This window comes from Escherichia sp. WS33 (assembly GCF_046486385.1).
Classification (GTDB): domain Bacteria; phylum Pseudomonadota; class Gammaproteobacteria; order Enterobacterales; family Enterobacteriaceae; genus ECMA0423.
This window is the reverse complement of sequence record NZ_JBJQLJ010000034.1, coordinates 1-23,514: the sequence shown is the minus strand read 5'-3', so window position 1 is coordinate 23,514 and position 23,514 is coordinate 1. Positions and strand designations below refer to the sequence as shown.

Below are 23,514 nucleotides of genomic sequence, written 5' to 3'. Positions count from 1 at the left end.
AGGCGAAGTCCAACGTGGCTCAATTCGTTTATACCATGCATCGTGTCGGCAAAGTTGTTCCGCCGAAACGTCATATTTTGAAAAACATCTCTCTGAGTTTCTTCCCTGGGGCAAAAATTGGTGTCCTGGGTCTGAACGGCGCGGGTAAGTCTACCCTGCTGCGCATTATGGCGGGCATTGATAAAGACATCGAAGGTGAAGCGCGTCCGCAGCCAGACATCAAGATTGGTTACCTGCCGCAGGAACCGCAGCTGAACCCGGAACACACCGTGCGTGAGTCCATTGAAGAAGCGGTTTCTGAAGTGGTTAACGCCCTGAAACGCCTGGATGAAGTGTATGCGCTGTACGCCGATCCGGATGCCGATTTTGACAAGCTGGCCGCTGAACAAGGCCGTCTGGAAGAGATCATTCAGGCTCACGACGGTCATAACCTGAACGTACAGCTGGAGCGTGCGGCGGATGCGCTGCGTCTGCCAGATTGGGACGCGAAAATCGCTAACCTCTCCGGTGGTGAGCGTCGTCGCGTGGCGTTGTGCCGCCTGCTTCTGGAAAAACCAGACATGCTGCTGCTCGACGAACCGACCAACCACCTGGATGCCGAATCCGTGGCCTGGCTGGAACGCTTCCTGCACGACTTCGAAGGCACCGTTGTGGCGATTACTCACGACCGTTACTTCCTCGATAACGTTGCAGGCTGGATCCTCGAACTTGACCGCGGTGAAGGTATTCCGTGGGAAGGCAACTACTCCTCCTGGCTGGAGCAGAAAGATCAGCGCCTGGCGCAGGAAGCTTCACAAGAAGCGGCGCGTCGTAAGTCGATCGAGAAAGAGCTGGAGTGGGTACGTCAGGGAACTAAAGGCCGCCAGTCGAAAGGTAAAGCACGTCTGGCACGCTTTGAAGAGCTGAACAGCACCGAATATCAGAAACGTAACGAAACCAACGAACTGTTTATTCCACCTGGACCGCGTCTGGGCGATAAAGTGCTGGAAGTCAGCAACCTGCGTAAATCCTACGGTGATCGCCTGCTGATTGATGACCTGAGCTTCTCGATCCCGAAAGGGGCAATCGTCGGGATCATCGGTCCGAACGGCGCGGGTAAATCGACCCTGTTCCGTATGATCTCTGGTCAGGAACAGCCGGACAGCGGCACCATCACTTTAGGTGAAACGGTAAAACTGGCATCGGTTGATCAGTTCCGTGACTCAATGGATAACAGCAAAACCGTTTGGGAAGAAGTTTCCGGCGGGCTGGATATTATGAAGATCGGCAACACCGAGATGCCAAGCCGCGCCTACGTTGGCCGCTTTAACTTTAAAGGGGTTGATCAGGGTAAACGCGTTGGTGAACTTTCCGGTGGTGAGCGCGGTCGTCTGCATCTGGCGAAGCTGCTGCAGGTTGGCGGCAACATGCTGCTGCTCGACGAACCAACCAATGACCTGGATATCGAAACCCTGCGCGCGCTGGAAAACGCCCTGCTGGAGTTCCCGGGCTGCGCGATGGTTATCTCGCACGACCGTTGGTTCCTCGACCGTATCGCCACGCACATTCTGGATTACCAGGATGAAGGTAAAGTTGAGTTCTTCGAAGGTAACTTTACCGAGTACGAAGAGTACAAGAAACGCACGCTGGGCGCAGACGCACTGGAGCCGAAGCGTATCAAGTACAAGCGTATTGCGAAGTAATGCGTAAAATGCCGGATGCGGCGTGAACGCCTTATCCGGCCTACAAACCAAGAAATTTCAATACGTTGTGAATCTCCAGGCCTGATAAGACGCGGTAAGCGTCGCATCAGGCATTGAGCACCGAATGCCGGATACGGCGTGAACGCCTTTTCCGGCCTACAACAGCCTTAGTATCCGCAAATTCGTAGCGGGTCACCCGTGCTGATTCTTTTAAACCTTGTTTAATCTCGACAGCCTCTTCCAGAGAGGTTTTCAACTCATCAAAAAACTTATTTTATACCTCGCCTTTGAGCCGTTTCATCGCGGTTATCTCTGCTCCCCCATCATCTCCCGCACCAGCTCCACGCAGCGCAGGAAACGGCTGTCATAATCGTCCTCTTCAACCCGCACGAATTCGATATTGTTCTCTTCCAGCATCTCCACCAGCAAGTTCTGGAACTCTTTGCGATCCACCGAACTGCCGAGGCTGCGTAAACCATCCGCCACCCACGGCGTGTTGTTCTCCAGCAGGATCACCAGATCGAAACGGTATTCATCAATCAACGCCTGTACGAACGGATGCTCACGCCCTTCGTACTTTTTGCAGAACGCCTGGGTAGTGACAAAATCAGTGTCAATAAACGCCACTTTATTGGCATATTTCACTGCAAAATCAATGTATTGTGCGTGGCCCAGCGCGATTTTATCGTAATCGGAATACTGCAATGCGATCTCATCACCGCCGAGGTGTGAAAAGACATAATCGCGACCATATTCCCACGCACTGGTGGTATTGAAGATATTGGCAAGTTTGTTTACCAGGGTGGATTTACCGCTCGACTCGCCACCAAGGATCGCCACGGTACGTACAAAGAACGGCTTCACTTCCGTAGGAATATATTCCCAGTAGCGGAACGGGTTTTCGCGGATCTGCGCACCGCTGATACTCATAAAGGTACGTTTCGGATCGACCAGCACCGTATCGATCCCCAGATGTTCCATATACTGTGGCGCATCGGCTTCTTCCGAGGTGTAGATCAGGTCCGGCTGAATCCCCTTTTCAGCCATAAACTTTTTGATGCCGTTGCTCCACACATCCCAGCCGTGCGGATACGGCTCCATGCCCTCTTCGTTGAAAGCATGAATGCGAATATTTTTCTGATATTTAAAAGTTTGTAATAACCAGCGCAGACGATCCGGCACCGTGGGCTGCTGCGACATGGCGCTGTCTTCAAACAACGCGCGGTCGCGGGTATCGTCAAAACCCATAATGATATGCAGCTCGTCAACCTGGCTACAGGCGCGCTGGATAAGGTAGATATGTCCGGTATGCAGCGGGTAGAACTTACCGAATACGACACCAATGGTTTTCTTCTGTCGGGGAAATTCAAGCCCCAAAAAACGGTGCAACGCCTCCAGCTTTTGCGCGCTGGGGCTTTTAATTTTGGCATTCAGTAACTGGCTTAAATACCCTTTGGTCATACCGCTGGCATCAGCTACCTGCTGTAGCGTGCAGCCCTGTTGCTTGATGGCAGTTTTCAGGTAATCAAATGACGACATATCTCCCTCCGTATCTCTCATTATAAGTCGTCGAACACGCTAAGCGCGTCGGAGAGTTTTTTAACGCCAAAAATCTGCATCCCTTCCGGCGCTTTTTTCGGTACGTTAGCCGCCGGAACAATCGCCCGGCGAAAACCGTGTTTCGCCGCTTCTGAAATTCGTTCCTGACCGCTGGGCACCGGGCGGATCTCCCCTGCCAGCCCGACTTCACCAAACACCACCAGATCCTGTGGCAGCGGTCTGTCACGCAGGCTGGAAACCATCGCCAGCAGTAACGCTAAATCGGCACTGGTTTCGGTTACCTTCACGCCGCCGACCACGTTCACAAATACATCCTGATCGGCCATTTGCAGACCACCGTGACGGTGCAAGACAGCCAGCAGGATTGCCAGACGGTTTTGTTCCAGCCCCACTGCCACGCGGCGCGGATTCGCCATCATCGAGTGATCGACCAGCGCCTGAATCTCCACCAGCAACGGACGCGTTCCTTCCCACACCACCATCACGGAGCTGCCGGAGGTCACTTCATCTCCGCGACTTAAGAAAATTGCCGAAGGGTTGCTGACTTCACGCAGCCCCTGTTCGGTCATCGCGAAGACGCCCAGCTCATTCACCGCGCCGAAGCGGTTTTTATGGCTGCGCAAGGTGCGAAAACGGGAGTCGGCATCACCATCCAGAAGCACCGAACAGTCGATACAGTGTTCCAGCACTTTAGGGCCAGCCAGCGAGCCATCTTTGGTTACGTGCCCAACCATGACAATCGCCACACCGCGCGTTTTGGCGAAGCGCGTCAGATAAGCCGCCGTTTCACGCACCTGCGCCACGCTACCAGGCGATGATTGTACATCCGCCATATGCATCACCTGGATCGAGTCAATTACCATCAGTTTCGGTTGCTCTTCTTCGGCAATCAGGCAGATCTGCTCGATGCTGGTTTCCGACAACATATTGAGATTGTCAGTCGGCAGGCCAAGTCGATGAGCGCGCATTGCCACCTGTTGCAGCGACTCTTCGCCGGTGACATACAGCGTTTTCATCTGCTGGGCCAGTTTGCACAGCGTTTGCAGCAACAGCGTGGATTTCCCCGCACCAGGGTTACCGCCAATCAGAATGGCACTTCCTGGCACCACGCCGCCGCCTAGTACGCGGTCGAACTCTTTAAATCCGGTGGAAAAACGCGGCAGCTCTTCAAGGCTGATATCGGAGAGTTTCTGGACTTTTGCCACCCCGGCGCTACCGGCATAGCCGCTGAGACGCTCGTTACGCGCCACCGTTGGCGACGCAGCAAGACGCACCTCGGTGATGGTGTTCCAGGCATGACAGGCACTGCACTGCCCCTGCCAGCGCGGATAATCGGCCCCGCATTCATTACAAACAAAGGCGCGTTTTGGAGCTTTTGCCACGGTGTACCTCGTTAATGCTGTGCCGCCCGCAGGATGGCGGGCGAGCAATTACTTCTGATTCAGGCTGCCTGAGAGGATGCAGAATACCCCCATCAGGTCAGCGTGACGGATGGTGACTTCCGCCTTTTCATTCACTTTTGGCTTGGCATGGTAGGCAATCCCCAGCCCTGCTGCTTTGATCATCGGCAGGTCATTAGCTCCATCGCCAATCGCCACGGTCTGCGCCAGCGGGATTTCATACTCCTGCGCGAGGCGAGTCAAAGTTTTCGCTTTGTACTGCGCGTCTACGATGTCGCCGATCACATTGCCGGTAAATTTACCGTCCATGATCTCCAGTTCATTGGCTACCACGGCGGTCAGGCGCAGCTTGTCGCGCAGATATTCAGCAAAGAAAGTAAAGCCGCCGGAGGCAATCGCCACTTTCCAGCCCAGCGTTTCCAGCTTGAGCACCAGTTGCGTTAAGCCTGGCATCAGCGGCAGATTTTCACGCACCTGTTGCAGAATATTGGCGTCAGCGCCTTTCAGCGTCGCCACACGGCTGCGCAGGCTGGCGGTAAAATCGAGTTCGCCGCGCATCGCCCGTTCGGTTACTTCCGCCACCATCTCGCCCGTTCCGGCCAGTTTGGCAATTTCATCAATACATTCAATCTGGATGGCGGTGGAATCCATGTCCATCACCAGCAAACCCGGCGTGCGCAGGTGCGGGATTTTCCCCAGCGGGGCGACATCCAGTTGCGCTTCATGGGCCAGGCGCGTAGCCCGTGCGGTGAGTGAACCTGCCAGACGAATCACCTGATAATCTTCCACGCACCAGGCGGCAACAATCACCATCGCCGCACCCAGTTTGCTCTGGTATTGGGTCAGACGCTGTTTATCCAGCCCACGACCATACAGCAGCCAGCCGCTACGACCTGCGTGGTAATCCAGTGGCATCACTTCATCACCACTTAATGAAAGAGGCAGACCCGGCCATAAAGAGACATCTTCAGGCAGGTCGCACCAGGTAATGTTAGGCATTAAGGCTCCTGTAAAATCGTTCGAAGCAGGGAAAATAACGCATGAGGCTACCTTGTATCCATTGCTTCTGGCAACATTAAGTCTCAAATTTTCAAAGGGTGGAAGATGGCTCGCACAAAACTGAAATTCCGGCTGCATCGGGCAGTGATTGTCCTGTTCTGTCTTGCCTTGTTAGTGGCACTGATGCAGGGGGCGTCATGGTTTAGTCAAAACCACCAGCGACAGCGTAATCCACAGCTGGAAGAACTGGCCCGCACCCTGGCGCGTCAGGTGACGCTGAACGTTGCACCGCTGATGCGTACCGACTCACCAGATGAAAAACGCATTCAGGCGATCCTCGATCAGTTAACGGATGAAAGCCGCATCCTCGACGCGGGTGTGTATGACGAACAAGGCGATCTTATCGCCCGTTCAGGCGAAAGCGTCGAAGTGCGCGACCGGCTGGCGCTCGACGGTAAAAAAGCGGGCGGCTATTTTAACCAGCAGATTGTCGAACCAATTGCCGGGAAAAACGGACCGCTCGGCTATCTGCGCCTGACGCTCGACACCCATACGCTCGCCACCGAAGCCCAACAGGTGGATAACACCACTAACATTTTACGCCTGATGTTGCTGCTTTCACTGGCAATCGGCGTAGTGCTGACCCGCACGCTGCTACAGGGTAAACGTACCCGCTGGCAGCAATCGCCCTTCCTGTTAACCGCCAGCAAACCGGTGCCGGAAGAGGAAGAAAGCGAGAAAAAAGAGTGACCCATTACTACAAGAAAGGAAATCGTTATGTCCACATTACGCCTGCTCATCTCTGACTCTTACGACCCGTGGTTTAACCTGGCGGTGGAGGAGTGTATTTTTCGCCAGATGCCCGCCACGCAGCGCGTTCTGTTTCTCTGGCGCAATGCCGACACGGTAGTGATTGGTCGCGCGCAGAACCCGTGGAAAGAGTGTAATACCCGGCGGATGGAAGAAGATAACGTCCGCCTGGCACGGCGCAGTAGCGGTGGCGGCGCGGTGTTCCACGATCTCGGCAATACCTGCTTTACCTTTATGGCTGGCAAGCCGGAGTACGATAAAACCATCTCCACGTCGATTGTGCTCAATGCGCTGAACGCGCTTGGCGTCAGCGCCGAAGCGTCCGGGCGTAACGATCTGGTGGTGAAAACCGCCGAAGGTGACCGCAAAGTCTCAGGATCGGCCTATCGCGAAACCAAAGATCGTGGCTTCCACCACGGCACCTTGCTGCTCAATGCCGACCTTAGCCGCCTGGCAAACTATCTCAATCCGGATAAAAAGAAACTGGCGGCGAAAGGCATTACCTCAGTGCGTTCCCGCGTGACCAACCTCACCGAGCTGCTGCCGGGGATCACCCATGAGCAGGTTTGCGAGGCCATAACCAAGGCCTTTTTCGCCCATTATGGCGAGCGTGTAGAAGCGGAAATCATCTCCCCGGACAAAACGCCAGACTTGCCAAACTTCGCCGAAACCTTTGCCCGTCAGAGTAGCTGGGAATGGAACTTCGGTCAGGCTCCTGCATTCTCGCATCTGCTGGATGAACGCTTTAGCTGGGGCGGCGTGGAACTGCATTTCGACGTTGAAAAAGGCCATATCACCCGCGCCCAGGTGTTTACCGACAGCCTCAACCCCGCGCCGCTGGAAGCCCTCGCCGGGCGACTGCAAGGCGGCCTGTACCGCGCGGATATGCTGCAACAAGAGTGCGAAGCGCTGTTGGTTGACTTCCCGGACCAGGAAAAAGAGCTACGGGAGTTGTCGACGTGGATAGCGGGGGCGGTAAGGTAACTCGCTGATTAAAATACCAAAGGAAGGGAATATGATCGATCTGGAAAACCAGGAGCGGGAGATTATCAATATAATGTTAAGCCAGCGTATTTCCTGGCTAGCCGCCGTGCGTATCAGGCATAAATTATCGCTTGCTGAAGTAAGTAAAATGTTAGGTATCTCGATTAATTCTCTAAAATAGATCGAAAAGACGGAACGGTTTAGCTCAAACATCAAAAGCAAAATGGCAGAAATTTATGGTTGTCCACCAGAGTTGCTGATATGCCCTTCCTGGATGACGGCTGAACATAAATGAATAGATTCGTGAATAGATACTTGAATAGATTTTATTTTCTATCCATATGAAAAATAATAGTAAATCTATAAATCAGTTGCTATTGATGAATAGATACTAAAAAGCCGGAGCAGTCTCCCACTCCGGCTTCACACGACAATCGCCTTTCAGCGAAACACAATTACTCTTTATCGCCCAGCAGAACGGATTCCAGTGCGATTTTGATCATGTCGTTGAAGGTGGTCTGACGCTCAGCGGCAGTGGTCTGCTCGTGAGTGCGGATGTGGTCAGACACGGTACAGATGGTCAGGGCTTTCGCGCCAAATTCTGCAGCGACGCCGTAGATACCAGCCGCTTCCATTTCCACGCCGAGGATGCCGTATTTTTCCATCACGTCGAACATTTCGCCGTCCGGAGAGTAGAACAGGTCAGCGGAGAACAGGTTACCAACGCGAGCATCAATGCCCAGTGCTTTAGCCGCGTCTACCGCGTTACGCACCATGTCAAAGTCAGCGATAGCGGCAAAGTCATGATCTTTAAAACGGATGCGGTTAACTTTGGAATCGGTGCAGGCACCCATACCGATAACGACGTCGCGCAGTTTTACGTGCGGCAGAACTGCGCCACAGGAACCCACGCGGATAATTTTCTTCACGCCGAAATCGGTGATCAGTTCTTTGGTGTAGATGGAGCAGGACGGGATACCCATACCGTGACCCATTACGGAAATTTTGCGGCCTTTATAAGTACCGGTGAAGCCCAGCATACCGCGAACGTTGTTCACTTCACGGGCATCTTCAAGGAAAGTTTCAGCAATATACTTTGCACGCAGCGGGTCGCCTGGCATCAAAACTACGTCAGCGAAATCGCCCATTTCTGCATTAATGTGTGGGGTAGCCATTGTTTTATCCTTATCTACATGTTTTCACCCTCTCCCTGAGGGAGAGGGCCGGGGTGAGGGCATCAAGCCGCACCCATTATCAGAACATGGCTTTGCCATATTCCATATCAGAAGTACCAAAATATTTTGCCAGAGTCTGGCCGATATCCGCGAAGGTTTCACGGTGACCCAGTGAGCCCGGTTTTACTTTCGGGCCGTAAACCAGTACCGGAATGTGTTCACGCGTGTGATCAGTACCGGTCCAGGTCGGATCACAACCGTGGTCAGCAGTGAGGATCAGGATGTCGTCATCGCGCAGCAGAGACATCAGCTCCGGCAGACGGCGGTCGAACAGTTCCAGACCCGCCGCATAACCTGCGACGTCGCGACGGTGGCCCCAGGAAGAGTCGAAGTCAACGAAGTTGGTGAAGACGATGGTGTTATCACCCGCTTCTTTCATCTCTTTGATGGTGGCGTCAAACAGCGCGTCCAGGCCAGTTGCTTTCACTTTCTTGGTGATACCGCAGTTGGCGTAGATGTCTGCAATTTTACCGACAGAAACCACCTGACCGTGTTTTTCATCAACCAGTTTCTGCAGCACGGTCGGTGCTGGCGGCTCAACAGCCAGGTCGTGACGGTTACCGGTACGCTGGAAGTTACCGGCTTTGTCGCCAATAAACGGACGAGCGATAACACGACCGATGTTGTAGCCGCCGTTGGTCAGCTCTTCACGGGCGATTTCGCACAGTTCGTAGAGTTTATCCAAGCCAAAGGTTTCTTCGTGGCAGGCAATCTGGAACACGGAGTCAGCGGAGGTATAGAAAATCGGCTTGCCGGTTTTCATGTGCTCTTCGCCCAGCTGATCCAGAATGACCGTACCGGAAGAGTGGCAGTTACCGAGATAACCAGGCAGGTTAGCGCGTTCAACCAGTTTATCCAGCAGCTCTTGCGGGAAGCTGTTTTCGTGATCGGAGAAGTATCCCCACTCAAACAGAACCGGGACACCGGCGATTTCCCAGTGACCAGACGGGGTATCTTTACCGGATGACATTTCGTGCGCCCATGCGTACGCGCCGATAACTTCAGCGTTGCCGTCCATTCCTGCCGGAATGAAACCGGTAGAACCTTCATGTGCTTTCGCCAGCCCCAGACGGGTCAGATTTGGCAGATTGAGCGGGCCTTTACGACCGTTATCAGCTTCGCCTTTGGCACAGGCTTCTGCGATATGACCCAGGGTGTCAGCCCCGACGTCACCAAAGCGTTCTGCATCTTCTGTAGCGCCGATGCCGAATGAGTCCAGCACCATAATAAATGCACGTTTCATATGTTCTCCGTACTCAGTGCTTCAAATTTAAATGATCAGATCAGTATACCGTTATTCGCTGATACGGCGATAGACAGTTGGTGTGCTTTCCGGTGCTTTATCGGCAAGTTTAATTGCCGCTTTCACCGCTTTCGCCGCGTCCTGCCAGCTGTTTTCGTCTTTCGCGTGGATAACAGCCAGCGGACGCTGACCGTCTACCTGGTCGCCCAAACGCGCCATATCAGTAAAGCCGACGCTGTAATCAATGGTGTCAGATGCCTGACGACGACCGCCGCCCATTGCAACCACTGCCATCCCCAGCGCGCGGGTATCCATTTCACTGACAAAACCTTCGGTATCAGCATAGACTGCTTTCGTCAGCATCGCTGTCGGCAGATACTTCGCGTAGTTCTCAACGAAGTCGGTTGGGCCTTTTTGTGCCGCTACCATACGACCAAAGACTTCTGCCGCTTTACCGTTGTCCAGCACTGCTTGCAATTTCGCGCGCGCTTCGGCGTCATCTTTCGCCAGTTTGCCGGAGATAAGCATCTCCACGCACAGCGCCATCGTGACATCAAACAGACGCGGGTTACGATATTCCCCCGTCAGGAACTGCACCGCTTCACGAACTTCAACCGCGTTACCTGCACTGGAGGCCAGTACCTGATTCATATCGGTGAGCAGCGCGGTGGTGCGCACGCCAGCGCCGTTAGCCACGCCAACAATCGCTTCGGCAAGGGCTTCAGAGAGTTCGTAGGTCGGCATAAACGCGCCGCTACCCACTTTCACGTCCATCACCAGCGCATCCAGACCTTCCGCCAGTTTCTTCGCCAGGATCGAGGCAGTGATCAGCGGGATGGAGTCCACGGTTGCGGTAATATCACGGGTCGCGTAGAAACGTTTATCCGCCGGAGCCAGTGAGCTGGTCTGGCCGATAATCGCTACGCCGACGTCTTTAATAATTTCGCGGAAACGGTTGTCATCCGGGAAAATGTCGAAGCCAGGGATGGATTCCAGTTTGTCGAGCGTACCGCCAGTATGACCGAGGCCGCGACCGGAGATCATCGGAATATAGCCGCCGCAGGCTGCGACCATCGGCCCCAACATCAGCGAAGTCACATCGCCGACGCCGCCGGTGGAGTGTTTATCAACAATCGGGCCATTCAGATGCAGGCTTTTCCAGTCGAGAACGGTTCCTGAATCTCGCATCGCCATGGTCAGCGAGACACGCTCAGGCATTGTCATATCGTGGAAGAAAATGGTCATCGCGAGGGCGGCAATCTGCCCTTCGGAGATAGTGTTGTCGCGAATACCGTTGATAAAGAAACGAATTTCTTCATCGCTTAGCGCATGACCATCACGTTTTTTACGAATAATTTCTTGTGCGAGAAACAAGGTAACCTCCCGAGGAAAAGAGTATGAGGCGGCTTTTGCCGGATGCGTCTACGCCTTATCCGGCCTACGGGTAGATACGTCTCGTAGGCCTGATAAGCGCAGCGCATCAGGCGTAAAGCATCTTACTTAGTAGCTGCTGGCGCTCTTACCGTCACCGTGGCCCAGCGCTTTCAACAGGCTTGCCAGCAGGCTGGAAGCACCAAAGCGGTAGTGACGCGCATCTGCCCAGTCAGCACCGAACAGTTCATCTGCGATGGCGAGATATTTCTGCGCATCTTCCGCAGTACGCACGCCGCCCGCTGGTTTGAAACCAACGGTTTTTTCTACGCCCATATCACGGATCACTTCCATCATGATGCGCGCGCTTTCCGGCGTCGCGTTCACAGCCACTTTACCGGTAGAGGTTTTGATGAAGTCCGCACCCGCTTTGATGGAGATTTCAGACGCTTTACGGATCAGCGCTTCGTCTTTCAGTTCGCCGGTTTCGATGATCACTTTCAGCAGTACATTCGCTGCCGCGCAAGCCTCTTTACAGGCTTTCACCAGGTCAAAACCAACCTGCTCGTTACCCGCCATCAGCGCGCGGTACGGGAACACAACGTCAACTTCATCAGCACCGTAGGCGATTGCCGCACGGGTTTCTGCCAGCGCGATTTCGATGTCATCGTTACCGTGTGGGAAGTTGGTTACCGTAGCGATTCGGATTTCCGGGGTGCCCTGCTCTTTCAGCGTTTTGCGAGCAATCGGGATAAAGCGAGGATAGATACAGATAGCGGCGGTATTGCCGACCGGAGTTTTGGCCTGATGACACAGAGCAATTACTTTCTCGTCGGTGTCGTCGTCATTCAGGGTGGTCAGGTCCATCAATTTCAGTGCACGCAGGCTGCTTGCTTTCAGATCAGTCATTTCATTCTCCTGGCTTGTCGCCAATAAAATTCACCTTGCGAGTTTGTTAGTATTCTAACATCTACTCCGCAACACACTTCGATATACATCACAATTAAGGAAATCTACTTACAAGTTTGCATCACTGTAATGCGATCTGGTTCAAATAATTCACTTTCAAATGAATGCGTCAGTGGTGGCAAACGCATCAGGATCAAAGTGAACATCACGAAACTTCTTACAATGGCGCATCACCTTCGGCATAAAAGGAAAAGAAGATGCCCACTTCTCATGAAAATGCACTGCAACAACGTTGCCAGCAAATTGTCACCAGCCCAGTGCTTAGCCCGGAGCAGAAGCGCCATTTTCTGGCTCTGGAAGCAGAAAACAATCTGCCTTATCCGCAGCTTCCTGCCGAAGCCCGCCGCGCGCTGGATGAGGGTGTAATCTGCGATATGTTTGAAGGTCATGCGCCGTACAAACCGCGCTATGTCTTACCCGATTACGCCCGTTTTCTGGCGAACGGTTCCGAATGGCTGGAGCTGGAAGGCGCGAAAGATCTTGATGACGCACTCTCTCTGCTGACCATTCTTTACCACCACGTACCGTCGGTCACATCGATGCCGGTCTACCTGGGGCAACTGGATGCGTTGTTGCAACCGTATGTTAGAATTCTAACACAAGACGAGATCGATGTTCGAATAAAACGTTTCTGGCGTTACCTCGACAGAACCCTGCCAGACGCCTTTATGCACGCCAATATCGGCCCGTCTGATTCGCCCATTACCCGTGCAATCTTACGTGCAGACGCAGAGTTGAAGCAGGTTTCACCGAACCTGACCTTTATCTACGATCCTGAAATCACCCCTGATGACCTGCTGCTGGAAGTGGCGAAGAACATCTGTGAATGTAGCAAACCGCACATCGCCAACGGTCCGGTGCATGATAAAATTTTCACAAAAGGGGGCTACGGGATTGTGAGCTGTTACAACTCACTGCCGCTGGCGGGTGGTGGCAGCACGCTGGTACGCCTTAACCTGAAAGCCATTGCCGAGCGCAGCGAATCGCTGGATGACTTCTTTACGCGCACTCTACCGCACTACTGCCAGCAGCAGATCGCCATCATCGATGCGCGGTGTGAATTCCTCTATCAACAATCACACTTCTTTGAGAATAGCTTCCTGGTGAAAGAAGGGCTGATTAACCCTGAACGTTTTGTGCCAATGTTTGGCATGTATGGGCTGGCGGAAGCGGTTAACTTGCTGTGTGAGAAAGAAGGGATTGCCGCACGTTACGGTAAAGAAGCCGCCGCAAATGAAGTGGGTTATCGCATCAGCGCGCAACTGGCGGAGTTTGTCGCCAATACCCCCGTGAAATATGGATGGCAAAAACGCGCCATGTTACACGCACAGTCGGGGATCAGTTCCGATATTGGCACCACGCCGGGCGCGCGTTTGCCGTATGGCGATGAGCCAGATCCGATCACCCATCTGCAAACTGTCGCCCCGCATCATGCTTATTATTATTCCGGCATCAGCGACATTCTGACGCTCGACGAAACCATCAAACGTAACCCGCAGGCACTGGTACAGCTTTGCCTCGGTGCCTTTAAAGCCGGAATGCGTGAATTTACCGCCAATGTCAGCGGTAACGATCTGGTTCGCGTTACCGGTTATATGGTACGTTTGTCGGACTTAGAAAAATATCGCGCCGAAGGTTCACGCACCAACACCACCTGGCTGGGCGAAGAAGCCGCACGCAACACTCGTATTCTGGAACGCCAGCCGCGCGTGATAAGCCATGAACAGCAGATGCGCTTTAGTCAGTAAGATTATCCCCTTCTCCTGCGTTGACGGGCCAGGTAGTCGTCTGGCTCTGTTTTTGCAGGGCTGCAATCTGCGCTGCAAAAACTGTCACAATCCGTGGACGATGGGACGCTGCAATGATTGCGGAGAGTGCGTGCCACAGTGTCCGCATCAGGCGTTGCAGATTGTTGACGGCAAAGTGCTGTGGAACGCTGTGGTCTGCGAGCAGTGTGATACCTGCCTGAAGATGTGTCCGCAACATGCCACGCCAATGGCGCAATCCATGAGCGTGGACGAAGTGCTTAGCCATGTCCGCAAAGCGGTGCTGTTTATTGAAGGGATAACGGTAAGCGGCGGCGAAGCCACGACCCAACTGCCGTTTGTAGTGGCGCTATTTACAGCCATCAAAAACGATCCGCAACTGCGCCACCTCACCTGCCTCGTGGACAGTAACGGTATGTTGAGCGAAACCGGCTGGGAAAAATTACTCCCGGTGTGCGACGGCGCGATGCTCGATCTCAAAGCGTGGGGGAGCGAATGTCATCAGCAATTAACCGGACGCGATAATCAGCAGATTAAGCGCAGCATCTGTTTGCTGGCAGAGCGCGGTAAGCTGGCGGAACTGCGTTTGCTGGTAATTCCAGACCAGGTGGATTATTTGCATCACATCGATGAGCTGGCGACGTTTATCAAGAGACTTGGCGATGTTCCGGTTCGCCTGAATGCGTTTCATGCCCACGGCGTGTATGGCGAGGCGCAAAGCTGGGCGAGCGCCACGCCGGAAGACGTTGAGCCGTTGGCTGATGCGTTAAAGGTGCGCGGGGTGAGCCGGTTGATATTTCCGGCGCTCTATTTGTGACATGCCGGATACGGCCTACGGTTCGGCACAAACCTGTAGGCATGATAAGACGCGACAAGCGTCGCATCAGGCATTATGCGCCGACTGCCGGATGCTGCCTACGAAGGGTAAACTACCCACGAACGCTAAACACCGCATACGTATTATTAAGCAACACTTCGGCAATCTCATCTTCTGGTTCCGGACGTAACTCGCAAAGCACGTCAAACACCCGCGCAGCCTGTTCCGGGCGGTTAGGCTTCCCCTGAAAGCCGTTGAGCGGCATATCCGGCGCGTCGGTTTCCAGCAACAACGATGCCAGCGGTAATTTTGCGATGACATCGCGGGTTTTACTGGCGCGTGGATAGGTGATAGTACCGCCTACGCCGATTTTGTAGCCCAGCTGTACAAACCGCTCGGCCTGTTGCAGGCTGCCGGAAAAACCGTGAACCACGCCAGTGCGCGATAAATCGTGGCGTTTAAGATGCATCGCCAGTTTGTCGTGTGTGCGCCGTGAATGCAGGATCACCGGCAGATCGTAGCGTTTCGCCAGTTTCAGCTGTTCGTCGAGTAACCACTGTTGCCTCTCAAATTGCGGATCGTCGCCGAAGAGATCCAGACCGATCTCCCCCACCGCCACCACCTTCGCCGGACGCCTTTCCAGCGCCTGCTGTAGCTGATCAAGAGACACATCGCTATGTTTTTCCAACATCCCCGGATGCAACCCCAATGCGGCATACAGCGGTTGATATTTTTCCGCTAACGCCTGCACGCGGGCAAAATTTTCCGCCTCTGTCGCCGGAACAATGATCTTGCCTACGCCCGCTTGTGCCGCGCGTTGCAGGCTGGCCTCTTCATCGCCACTAAACGGCGGGAAATCAAAATGGCAGTGGGTATCGATAAAACGGCAAATCAAGCCAGATCCTCATTGTTAAATGTCGGGTCGTTCGCCTGCGGAGCATCGCTCACTTCGGCAACCAGCGTATCGTTGGCGACTGGCGCAGGCGGAATAACGATCGATTCCGGCGTCACCACTGGCACCAGATGGCGGGTAAGCGGCGCTTTTTCAGTTAATAGCTTGCCAACCGTGGCGAGGAAATAACGACCGCATAAACGCCCAAGTTTATAGTCTTCACGCAGCGCCGGAATCCGACTGCCAAGCGCGATACTATGTAATGGCTTCGGTGGATAAATTTCGAATATCCGCAGCTTGCCAGGTGGTTTCTCAATAAATTGCTGAATGTCACGATAGCTGGTTTCATGATGCTGCACCAGATTGACCAGCGGCTGCAGGCTACTGTCACCCAGCCAGCGTTCCATGCGTTTGAACCACTGCGGCGTGTAGTACATTTGTGACGGCACAGTGCGGATGACGACCAACGTTTTAGCGCCCTGCCTTGCCGCCTCTTTAACCGGAATCGCATCACTGATCCCGCCATCCAGGTAGTTAATGCCTTCCAGCGACACTCCGCTACGATAAAAGCCAGGTATCGCACTGGAGGCGCGAATCACATCCAGCCAGTTTTGTTTGGTTGGTAAAAAGTAATTCGGCGCGTAGTCATCCTGACGACAGGCGCACATATAAAACGATTTGCCGCTGTCAAACAACCGCGCGGCGGTATCCATTTGCAACGGCATCTGACTTGCGGTGGCCTCCACCAGCCAGTCGAGATCGATAAGATTTCCTCCACGGACAAAGCGCAATGGATCGAAAAATTCGCGTTTTGTGGTATAGCGCATGATGACTTTGCGCGCGTAACCGGGCTGATTGCAGATATACGCCGAGAGGTTCTGCGCCCCGGCAGATGTGCCGAGATAAAGATCGAAAGGATTAAACTGCGCGCGCATAAACTCATCCAGCACGCCAGCCGTGAAAATTCCACGCTGTCCGCCGCCTTCGCACACCAGAGCTATTCGTCCAGGCTGGAACGGCCTTAGCGACAACGGCGCAATATTACCAAGCGTTACAGGTATTCGCTGCCCCACCTCTGCCTTCCTGTTTTTGTTGTGAAAGAATGACAAAGTAACGCAATTTATTATTCGCTAAAACCGCAAAAGCCAGTCCGCTGGACTGGCTTTGGATAAAATTTTCTTAATGGTCTGAAATCTAGGGTCGTTTTCGGCCCATGAACAAACTCACCAGGAACAGAATAATCCCGACGACAAAGACAATTTTAGCTGCGCCTGCAGCGGTACCGGCCAGACCACCAAACCCAAGTGCGGCGGCGATTAACGCGATAACCAGAAATATGATGCCCCAACGAAACATAAGCGTCTCCTTTACCATAGTTAATGTCACCGCTTGATATGAGCGTGAAAATCACTCAATGCGATATTTTTAGTGTGGTGCACATCGCGCCTCCCGACAAAGTTCGGGAGGACGAATTACGACGAATTACTTAGTTTTCAGATCATTTTTAACGCTTTTCACACCATCTACCGCTTTGGCGATACTTTCAGCACGGTCGCTCTGTGCCTGGGAATCGACGGTACCGGAGAGCTGAACCACGCCGTCGGTGGTTTCAACTTTCACATGACGGGAAGGGACGATATCGTCCGCCAGCAGTTTGGCTTTGATTTCACTGGTGGTGGCGGTGTCACCCGCGTAGCCCTTCACCGAGCCTTCTTTAGCGTCGCGAACGTGCAGTTTGTCGCTGACAGAGGTCACCCCTTCAACGCCTTTCGCCACTTTCACTGCCTCTTCGGCCTGAGCCTGGCTTTCAACGAAACCGCTCAGGGTCACGACTTTTTGATCGGTTTTGACAGAGATATCGGTGCTCTTGATGTTGTCATGATCCACCAGCGCCGCCTTCACTTTCGCGGTGATGGCGCTGTCATCCATGAAATTACCGACTTTATTCATAGAGCTATCGACTTTTTGCCCTGCGCTTTCATTGGTAGTCTGTGCGTTGTTTTCCGCGTAGGCAGAGCCGGTCGCGACGGCAGAGGTCAACATTACAGCCAGCAGAGTTTTCGAAATCTTCAGTCTTGTCATAGTCATCGATTTATTCCTGTATGTTTGCTCGTAATTTGAGCCTGGCAACACGAGGTTGCATTGCTGAATAGGGAGAGACTTCACCCTCTACAGAAGTCAATGGTCGCCATCACAAAAGCGATGGGTGATGAATAACGACCATTACAGCCTCTGAATCAGTTATTAATATCGGTAGAATGACAATCGACGGCTTTAGATACTGATATCTACGCATTGAACGGTATTTAACGCCGTCAGAAATGTCATTACTTTGTTAAATATAGTTCACAATTTTGAAACCGCTCGGGATATCAGCGAAAACATAAGCAAAAGTGAATGTTTTAAGAACATTCCGTAAGCGGCTAATAAGGAAGGGAAATTGACAGGGCGCAGCGGCTACCGCGCCCTGGAGGCAAGAATTAATGCTCGCGGGTCTGGTGGAACTGAACGTCGGGATAACGTTCCTGCGCCAGGCGCAGGTTGACCATGCTGGTAGCGATGTAAGCGAGGTTATCGCCGCCATCAAGCGCCAGTTGGCTTTCGTTCTTACGCTTGAACTCTTCGAATTTCTTCGCGTCCGCACATTCTACCCAGCGGGCAGTGGCAACGTTGACTGATTCATATACTGCTTCAACGTTGTATTCGCTCTTCAGGCGCGATACCACCACATCAAACTGCAGCACACCAACAGCACCAACGATCAAATCGTTGTTGGAGATCGGACGGAACACCTGCACCGCGCCCTCTTCGGAAAGCTGTACCAGCCCTTTGAGCAGCTGTTTTTGCTTCAGCGGATCTTTCAGGCGGATACGACGGAACAGTTCTGGTGCGAAGTTCGGAATACCGGTGAACTTCATCATCTCACCCTGGGTAAAGGTGTCGCCGATCTGAATAGTGCCGTGGTTGTGCAGGCCGAGGATATCGCCCGGATACGCTTCTTCAACGTGCGAACGGTCGCCCGCCATAAAGGTCAGCGCGTCGGAGATAACCACATCTTTCGCAGTACGCACCTGGCGCAGCTTCATGCCTTTTTCATATTTACCGGATACTACGCGCATAAACGCCACGCGGTCGCGGTGTTTCGGGTCCATGTTGGCCTGAATTTTAAATACGAAGCCGGTAAATTTGTCTTCGCTCGCCTCTACGGTACGGGTATCAGTCTGACGCGGCATCGGCGCAGGAGCCCACTCCACCAGGCCATCCAGCATATGATCAACACCGAAGTTACCCAGCGCAGTACCGAAGAATACCGGAGTGATTTCGCCCGCAAGGAACAGTTCTTTGTCGAACTCGTTAGACGCGCCTTTCACCAGTTCCAGTTCGTCACGTAGCTGCTGTGCCAGATCTTCACCAACCGCAGCGTCGAGATCCGGGTTATTCAGCCCTTTAACAATACGGACTTCCTGAATCGTGTGGCCTTTACCGCTCTGATAGAGATAGGTTTCGTCTTTATAAAGGTGGTAAACGCCTTTAAACAGCTTGCCGCAGCCAATCGGCCAGGTGATCGGTGCGCAGCCGATTTTCAGCTCGTTCTCAACTTCATCGAGCAGTTCCATCGGGTCGCGGATATCACGGTCAAGTTTGTTCATAAAGGTGAGGATCGGCGTGTCGCGCAGACGGGTAACTTCCATCAGCTTACGGGTACGATCTTCAACACCTTTTGCAGCGTCGATAACCATCAGGCAGCAGTCCACCGCCGTCAGGGTACGATAGGTATCTTCCGAGAAGTCTTCGTGCCCCGGGGTGTCGAGCAGGTTAACCAGGCAATCGTGATACGGAAACTGCATCACAGACGTAGTAATGGAGATCCCACGCTGCTTTTCCATCTCCATCCAGTCCGACTTAGCGTGCTGGTTGGAACCACGGCCTTTTACTGTACCGGCGGTCTGAATGGCCTGTCCGAACAGCAGCACCTTCTCGGTGATGGTAGTCTTACCGGCATCCGGGTGAGAAATAATTGCAAAGGTTCTTCTTTTCGCTACCTCTGCGGCCAAAAGGCTTGTCATAATTGTTGTCTCTTTGATTATGTACAATCATATGTACAAAGAAAAATTCATGCCGCTGATTGTACATTTTGGAGGTATCAGAGCATAGCAGAACATGATCAGTAGGTGTATTTGTAGCCAAAGAACATTTGTACATGCAGCAATCTTTGTTCTATTGACACTGTTTATTCATACAGTTAAAAATAATACTGTATACAAACACAGTGTAGAGGGATTTTTATGCGTATTGAGATCTGCATAGCCAAAGAGAAAATGACTAAAATGCCAAACGGTGCTGTGGATGCGTTAAAGGAAGAATTAACTCGACGCATCAGTAAGCGTTATGACGATGTAGAGGTGATCGTAAAAACCACCAGCAACGATGGCCTTTCTGTTACGCGCACTGCCGATAAAGATTCAGCTAAAACTTTTGTTCAGGAAACTTTGAAAGATACCTGGGAGTCTGCTGACGAGTGGTTTGTATACTCCCACCATAAATGAAGTTAATGACTATTGTGAGCGAGAAACGCGCTACTACTATATATAGACAGACAAGATGCACTTACTGAATAAATACTCATAACGGAGAAACCAGCTGTATAGTGAACAATAGATCTCCAGTAGCATATTTTTACTTCACTTTTAATTATTAATATGATAATCATAAACTACGGCTCTGCCTTAAATTTGTGAGGTTGTTTCGCCTCGAAGGAACTAATGTTAGGACATACGCCACCGTTCAGTCGATGGTAACGCTTCTTAACTAGTGGTCCGCTAAGTGATGCGCAAAGTGATTGGGCAGAGCCGAAACGTTTACAATCCGATAGGAGTTGGTTTTGTCGCTACATGATAAATTATTAATGCATAACTTCGCATTAGCCAATAAAAAAAGCCCTGACTTCATATCTGAACTTCCTCAAATTGAACCTAAACCATACAGCAATGGACATAAAATTAAATGGATAAACCACACACTTACTAGCACTGAAGTTACTCCCCCTGATAACCTGATTAAAATATGCATATTGATTGAGTCAGGGGAAATTGCTATAACATCAGTAAGTGATATTGCCAATTTACTTGGAGTTCCTGCTGGCCAATTACTTTATATACTATATCGTAAAAAAGATAATTATCGTACTTTTGAAATAGAAAAGAAGAATGGTAAAAAAAGAGTCATTAATGCTCCTTGTGGCGGTCTATCGATACTCCAAACGAGACTAAAGCCCGTTCTTGAATATTTCTACAGGCCAAAGAAATCTGCTCATGGTTTTATAAAAGGAAAGAGCATCATTACTAATGCTGGGATGCATATTAAAAAAAATTTTGTCGTAAACATTGATCTAGAAAACTATTTCGAATCAATAAGTTTTGCTAGGGTTTATGGAATATTTAAAAGTAAACCTTTTAATTTTGCTCATCCAGCAGCTACTGTTTTAGCTCAGTTATGTACTCACAATGGAAAATTACCTCAAGGTGCGTGTACATCGCCAATATTAGCAAATATTGCATCAGCTTCTCTAGACAAACAGCTCACCCAATTTGCAGGAAGAAAAAAAATATCTTATTCTAGGTATGCTGACGACATAACTTTTTCTTTCAATCAGAGAAATATTGATATAATCAAAAAAAACGACGACGGAAGTTATAGTCTTAGTGAAACTATAGACAATATTATTTCAAAAAATGGCTTTAAAATAAATTATGATAAATTTAGAGTTCAAACCAGAAATACAAGACAAAGTGTTACTGGCTTAGTGGTTAATGATAAAGTTAACATTAACAGAAGATATATAAGAATTACACGTTCAATGATTCATAGATGGACAGATGATAAGCTAAAGTATGCACTTCTCTTTGCTACAGAAAAAGGATATCAGGCAAAGGATAATAACCACGCAATTCAAATTTTCCGAAATCATATTTATGGAAGGCTTAGCTTTATAAAAATGGTTAGAGGGAAAGACTATCCAGGATATTTAAAACTGATGTCATACATGAGTCATAACGATCCATTAAAAACCCAAGAAGGATTGCGAGCAATGAAAGAAACAGAAAACTTTGATGTTTTTATATGCCATGCAAGCGAAGACAAAAAAGACATTGCAATTCCAATATATGACGAGTTAACTAAACTTAAAATTTCAGCCTTCATAGATCATGTTGAGATAAAATGGGGCGACTCCTTAATTGATAAAATAAATGCAGCACTAGTTAAATCAAAATATGTCATCGCTATTTTATCTGCTAATTCAGTCAATAAGGAATGGCCTCAAAAAGAATTAAGAGCAGTTTTAGCCAGCGAAATATCGAGTGGCGACGTAAAACTTTTGACCTTATTAAAAAAAGAAGACAAGGAGGTCGTAAACCTATCATTACCTTTACTTAGTGATAAGTTTTATATGGTCTATGATAATAATCCTGAAGTAGTCGCCAACAATATTAAATCACTCTTACAACGATAATTCTCTCACAAAAGCAAATGTGCAGATTGATGCGTATTAAGTATTAATCTGCACATACAAAAAAAATAATAAAATAATACATTTTTCATAACTTGTAGGTAACAACAATATATGTCGTAACGAATAGTTGGATAACCTCTATACCCTATTAACCAACCAATTAACTCTATGTAATCTCGCAGCCTCAAAACCCGACTATTGTTCTCTTAACAGTCAGTTCACGTTCCATTCCGGCCTGAGCCCCATAACATGGAAGAAAAAACGCCCCCAGTCAGTCCAGCTTTCAGACAATCAGTGTGTCACCTGCCGATAATATTCTGAGTAGTTTTTTCAGCCCTGGCCTTTCGGACTTTGTACCACTGATTTTATCTTCAAAATCAGCGCGCATTCTTCGTAATCCAGCAAACTCTTGTATATGACGTTATTATGGCTACAGCAGTAACGATTATTCCATAACAGGGCTTGCAGGCCACTCAATATCCGGTGCAATTGATGTATCAACACGGTTCAGCAACACCCGATACTTTTTCCAGACTTCCAGCAACGAAGTTTCTTCCTCCGTTGCGATTTCCAGCTCAACAACAGTCTGAACGTACCAGGAACAGCCTCCTTCAGGGCTTGAAGGATATCAATGTTCGCTTCCTGTTAACTGCCCGACAAGTGCAACCAGTTCGCTTACCTGATTTTCCAGAGTGCTGATCCGGGTGCCTGCTGTTGCCAGATTTTTACGTAGCGTTATGTTTTCCTCTTCCAGCGCGGTAACGCGACCATCTGTTTCACGGGCGACCTGAACAAGTAACCCCGTCACGGCGGCGTAGTCAACATTCAGATAACGTGTTTCTTCACGTAATTCATTGCCGTCAACCGTTGGTCCCTGCAACTCTTCACCGTAATGAGTAAACGATCCCACAGCTTCTGGTATCGCCTCCATTACTTCCTGTGCAATAACGCCAGCATAAGGCATCCCGTTTTCCCTGAGCGTGTAGGTGTATCCGTTCATTTTACGGATTGCTTTCGTCGCGTCGCTGATAACGAGAATATCGTCTTTAAGGTCGCGGTCTGATGACTGATTCAGCGTTGTGCAATTAATAGCGCCATTTACATCAAACAACTGGCCTGCTGACGTTTTTTGCGCATAAAACAGATACGCAGCAGACGTTCCAACCTCAAAAACGTTTTGTCGATCACTTGATCCCCATACTTTTGCGGCAAATGATAGTTCTGTATTACCTAAGTTCTGTAAAACAAAACGATTGCCAGTCCCTGATTGTTTTG

20 protein-coding genes and 3 pseudogenes are annotated in these 23,514 nt (G+C 50.9%); 8 read left to right on the top strand and 15 right to left on the bottom strand.

What is annotated here, in order from left to right:
- Window positions 1-14: 14 nt before the first annotated feature.
- A complete protein-coding gene (ettA, locus tag ACJHXA_RS20905; protein ID WP_000046749.1) occupies window positions 15-1,682 on the top strand; it encodes an energy-dependent translational throttle protein EttA in 1,668 nt (555 codons plus the stop codon).
- A gap of 306 nt (window positions 1,683-1,988) precedes the next feature.
- Here the strand turns inward: ettA and nadR are convergent, their stop codons facing one another.
- From nadR to serB, 3 genes are read right to left on the bottom strand one after another with little or no spacing between them, the layout of a single operon-like run.
- Complete coding sequence (gene nadR / locus ACJHXA_RS20900; protein ID WP_000093810.1) at window positions 1,989-3,221, bottom strand: multifunctional transcriptional regulator/nicotinamide-nucleotide adenylyltransferase/ribosylnicotinamide kinase NadR; 1,233 nt, start codon at window positions 3,219-3,221, stop codon at window positions 1,989-1,991.
- 20 nt (window positions 3,222-3,241) lie between these two features.
- Complete coding sequence (radA, locus tag ACJHXA_RS20895; RefSeq protein WP_001029698.1) at window positions 3,242-4,624, bottom strand: DNA repair protein RadA; 1,383 nt, start codon at window positions 4,622-4,624, stop codon at window positions 3,242-3,244.
- Window positions 4,625-4,672: 48 nt separating this feature from the next.
- Entirely contained in the window at window positions 4,673-5,641 is a 969-nt protein-coding gene (serB, locus tag ACJHXA_RS20890) for a phosphoserine phosphatase (protein ID WP_001132955.1), read from the bottom strand.
- A gap of 105 nt (window positions 5,642-5,746) precedes the next feature.
- Between serB and ACJHXA_RS20885 the strand changes: the two genes are divergently transcribed.
- From ACJHXA_RS20885 to ACJHXA_RS20875, 3 genes and pseudogenes are all read left to right on the top strand, one after another.
- Window positions 5,747-6,391: a YtjB family periplasmic protein gene (locus ACJHXA_RS20885; RefSeq protein ID WP_000124615.1), complete on the top strand. Its 645-nt coding sequence runs from the start codon at window positions 5,747-5,749 to the stop codon at window positions 6,389-6,391.
- 27 nt (window positions 6,392-6,418) lie between these two features.
- Window positions 6,419-7,435: a lipoate--protein ligase LplA gene (gene lplA, locus ACJHXA_RS20880; protein WP_000105865.1), complete on the top strand. Its 1,017-nt coding sequence runs from the start codon at window positions 6,419-6,421 to the stop codon at window positions 7,433-7,435.
- Window positions 7,436-7,466: 31 nt separating this feature from the next.
- Window positions 7,467-7,730, top strand: a pseudogene (locus ACJHXA_RS20875) (helix-turn-helix domain-containing protein).
- Window positions 7,731-7,890: 160 nt separating this feature from the next.
- Here the strand turns inward: ACJHXA_RS20875 and deoD are convergent.
- The 4 genes from deoD to deoC form a co-directional block, all read right to left on the bottom strand.
- Entirely contained in the window at window positions 7,891-8,610 is a 720-nt protein-coding gene (gene deoD / locus ACJHXA_RS20870; protein ID WP_000224877.1) for a purine-nucleoside phosphorylase, read from the bottom strand.
- A gap of 79 nt (window positions 8,611-8,689) precedes the next feature.
- Window positions 8,690-9,913, bottom strand: a complete 1,224-nt coding sequence (deoB, locus tag ACJHXA_RS20865; protein ID WP_000816471.1) for a phosphopentomutase — start codon at window positions 9,911-9,913, stop codon at window positions 8,690-8,692.
- A gap of 51 nt (window positions 9,914-9,964) precedes the next feature.
- A complete protein-coding gene (gene deoA / locus ACJHXA_RS20860) occupies window positions 9,965-11,287 on the bottom strand; it encodes a thymidine phosphorylase (protein ID WP_000477808.1) in 1,323 nt (440 codons plus the stop codon).
- 126 nt (window positions 11,288-11,413) lie between these two features.
- Window positions 11,414-12,193 (bottom strand): deoxyribose-phosphate aldolase, encoded by a 780-nt coding sequence (gene deoC, locus ACJHXA_RS20855; RefSeq protein WP_001295412.1) that lies wholly within the window; start codon window positions 12,191-12,193, stop codon window positions 11,414-11,416.
- Between the two features lie 257 nt (window positions 12,194-12,450).
- Between deoC and ACJHXA_RS20850 the strand changes: the two genes are divergently transcribed.
- Entirely contained in the window at window positions 12,451-14,001 is a 1,551-nt protein-coding gene (locus ACJHXA_RS20850; RefSeq protein WP_001143253.1) for a YjjI family glycine radical enzyme, read from the top strand.
- Complete coding sequence (locus ACJHXA_RS20845; RefSeq protein ID WP_001088381.1) at window positions 13,973-14,836, top strand: YjjW family glycine radical enzyme activase; 864 nt, start codon at window positions 13,973-13,975, stop codon at window positions 14,834-14,836. The genes ACJHXA_RS20850 and ACJHXA_RS20845 overlap by 29 nt, the downstream gene beginning before the upstream one ends.
- A gap of 112 nt (window positions 14,837-14,948) precedes the next feature.
- On the opposite strand, the gene ACJHXA_RS20840 is transcribed toward ACJHXA_RS20845, so the two are convergent.
- The 5 genes from ACJHXA_RS20840 to prfC all read right to left on the bottom strand — a co-directional run bounded on the left by ACJHXA_RS20840 (window position 14,949) and on the right by prfC (window position 19,795).
- Window positions 14,949-15,731 carry a metal-dependent hydrolase gene (locus ACJHXA_RS20840; RefSeq protein ID WP_000563066.1) on the bottom strand — a complete coding sequence of 261 codons (783 nt, stop codon included), beginning with the start codon at window positions 15,729-15,731 and terminating at the stop codon, window positions 14,949-14,951.
- The gene (locus ACJHXA_RS20835) at window positions 15,728-16,801 is read right to left on the bottom strand and encodes a patatin family protein (RefSeq protein ID WP_000531527.1); all 1,074 of its coding nucleotides are present in this window, start codon (window positions 16,799-16,801) and stop codon (window positions 15,728-15,730) included. Before ACJHXA_RS20835 ends, ACJHXA_RS20840 begins: the two co-directional genes overlap by 4 nt.
- 121 nt (window positions 16,802-16,922) lie before the next feature.
- Window positions 16,923-17,084 carry a DUF1328 domain-containing protein gene (locus ACJHXA_RS20830; RefSeq protein WP_000490275.1) on the bottom strand — a complete coding sequence of 54 codons (162 nt, stop codon included), beginning with the start codon at window positions 17,082-17,084 and terminating at the stop codon, window positions 16,923-16,925.
- A gap of 126 nt (window positions 17,085-17,210) precedes the next feature.
- Window positions 17,211-17,816: a molecular chaperone OsmY gene (gene osmY, locus ACJHXA_RS20825; RefSeq protein ID WP_001295748.1), complete on the bottom strand. Its 606-nt coding sequence runs from the start codon at window positions 17,814-17,816 to the stop codon at window positions 17,211-17,213.
- A 392-nt stretch (window positions 17,817-18,208) separates the two neighbouring features.
- Window positions 18,209-19,795 (bottom strand): peptide chain release factor 3, encoded by a 1,587-nt coding sequence (prfC, locus tag ACJHXA_RS20820; RefSeq protein ID WP_000202564.1) that lies wholly within the window; start codon window positions 19,793-19,795, stop codon window positions 18,209-18,211.
- Window positions 19,796-20,014: 219 nt separating this feature from the next.
- Here prfC and ACJHXA_RS20815 point away from each other — a divergent pair, with 219 nt between their 5' ends.
- Window positions 20,015-20,275 (top strand): DinI-like family protein, encoded by a 261-nt coding sequence (locus ACJHXA_RS20815; protein WP_283512357.1) that lies wholly within the window; start codon window positions 20,015-20,017, stop codon window positions 20,273-20,275.
- Between the two features lie 359 nt (window positions 20,276-20,634).
- On the top strand, window positions 20,635-22,239 hold the full coding sequence (locus tag ACJHXA_RS20810) for a TIR domain-containing anti-phage reverse transcriptase (protein WP_134805505.1): 1,605 nt from the start codon (window positions 20,635-20,637) through the stop codon (window positions 22,237-22,239).
- A gap of 184 nt (window positions 22,240-22,423) precedes the next feature.
- Here ACJHXA_RS20810 and ACJHXA_RS20805 read toward each other — a convergent pair.
- The 3 genes and pseudogenes from ACJHXA_RS20805 to ACJHXA_RS20795 form a co-directional block, all read right to left on the bottom strand.
- Window positions 22,424-22,654, bottom strand: a pseudogene (locus tag ACJHXA_RS20805) (recombinase family protein).
- Window positions 22,655-22,684: 30 nt separating this feature from the next.
- Window positions 22,685-22,819, bottom strand: a pseudogene (locus ACJHXA_RS20800) (tail fiber assembly protein); the annotation flags it as partial.
- A 48-nt stretch (window positions 22,820-22,867) separates the two neighbouring features.
- A partial coding sequence (locus ACJHXA_RS20795; protein WP_283512356.1) for a tail fiber domain-containing protein occupies window positions 22,868-23,514 on the bottom strand: 647 nt, incomplete at its 5' end.

Coding starts and splice junctions, on each gene's coding strand:
- nadR (WP_000093810.1), bottom strand. CDS start 3,221: ATGTCGTCATTTGATTACCTGAAAACTGCCATCAAGCAACAGGGCTGC.
- serB (WP_001132955.1), bottom strand. CDS start 5,641: ATGCCTAACATTACCTGGTGCGACCTGCCTGAAGATGTCTCTTTATGG.
- ACJHXA_RS20885 (WP_000124615.1), top strand. CDS start 5,747: ATGGCTCGCACAAAACTGAAATTCCGGCTGCATCGGGCAGTGATTGTC.
- lplA (WP_000105865.1), top strand. CDS start 6,419: ATGTCCACATTACGCCTGCTCATCTCTGACTCTTACGACCCGTGGTTT.
- deoD (WP_000224877.1), bottom strand. CDS start 8,610: ATGGCTACCCCACACATTAATGCAGAAATGGGCGATTTCGCTGACGTA.
- deoB (WP_000816471.1), bottom strand. CDS start 9,913: ATGAAACGTGCATTTATTATGGTGCTGGACTCATTCGGCATCGGCGCT.
- deoC (WP_001295412.1), bottom strand. CDS start 12,193: ATGACTGATCTGAAAGCAAGCAGCCTGCGTGCACTGAAATTGATGGAC.
- ACJHXA_RS20850 (WP_001143253.1), top strand. CDS start 12,451: ATGCCCACTTCTCATGAAAATGCACTGCAACAACGTTGCCAGCAAATT.
- ACJHXA_RS20845 (WP_001088381.1), top strand. CDS start 13,973: ATGAACAGCAGATGCGCTTTAGTCAGTAAGATTATCCCCTTCTCCTGC.
- ACJHXA_RS20830 (WP_000490275.1), bottom strand. CDS start 17,084: ATGTTTCGTTGGGGCATCATATTTCTGGTTATCGCGTTAATCGCCGCC.
- osmY (WP_001295748.1), bottom strand. CDS start 17,816: ATGACTATGACAAGACTGAAGATTTCGAAAACTCTGCTGGCTGTAATG.
- prfC (WP_000202564.1), bottom strand. CDS start 19,795: ATGACAAGCCTTTTGGCCGCAGAGGTAGCGAAAAGAAGAACCTTTGCA.
- ACJHXA_RS20815 (WP_283512357.1), top strand. CDS start 20,015: ATGCGTATTGAGATCTGCATAGCCAAAGAGAAAATGACTAAAATGCCA.
- ACJHXA_RS20810 (WP_134805505.1), top strand. CDS start 20,635: ATGCATAACTTCGCATTAGCCAATAAAAAAAGCCCTGACTTCATATCT.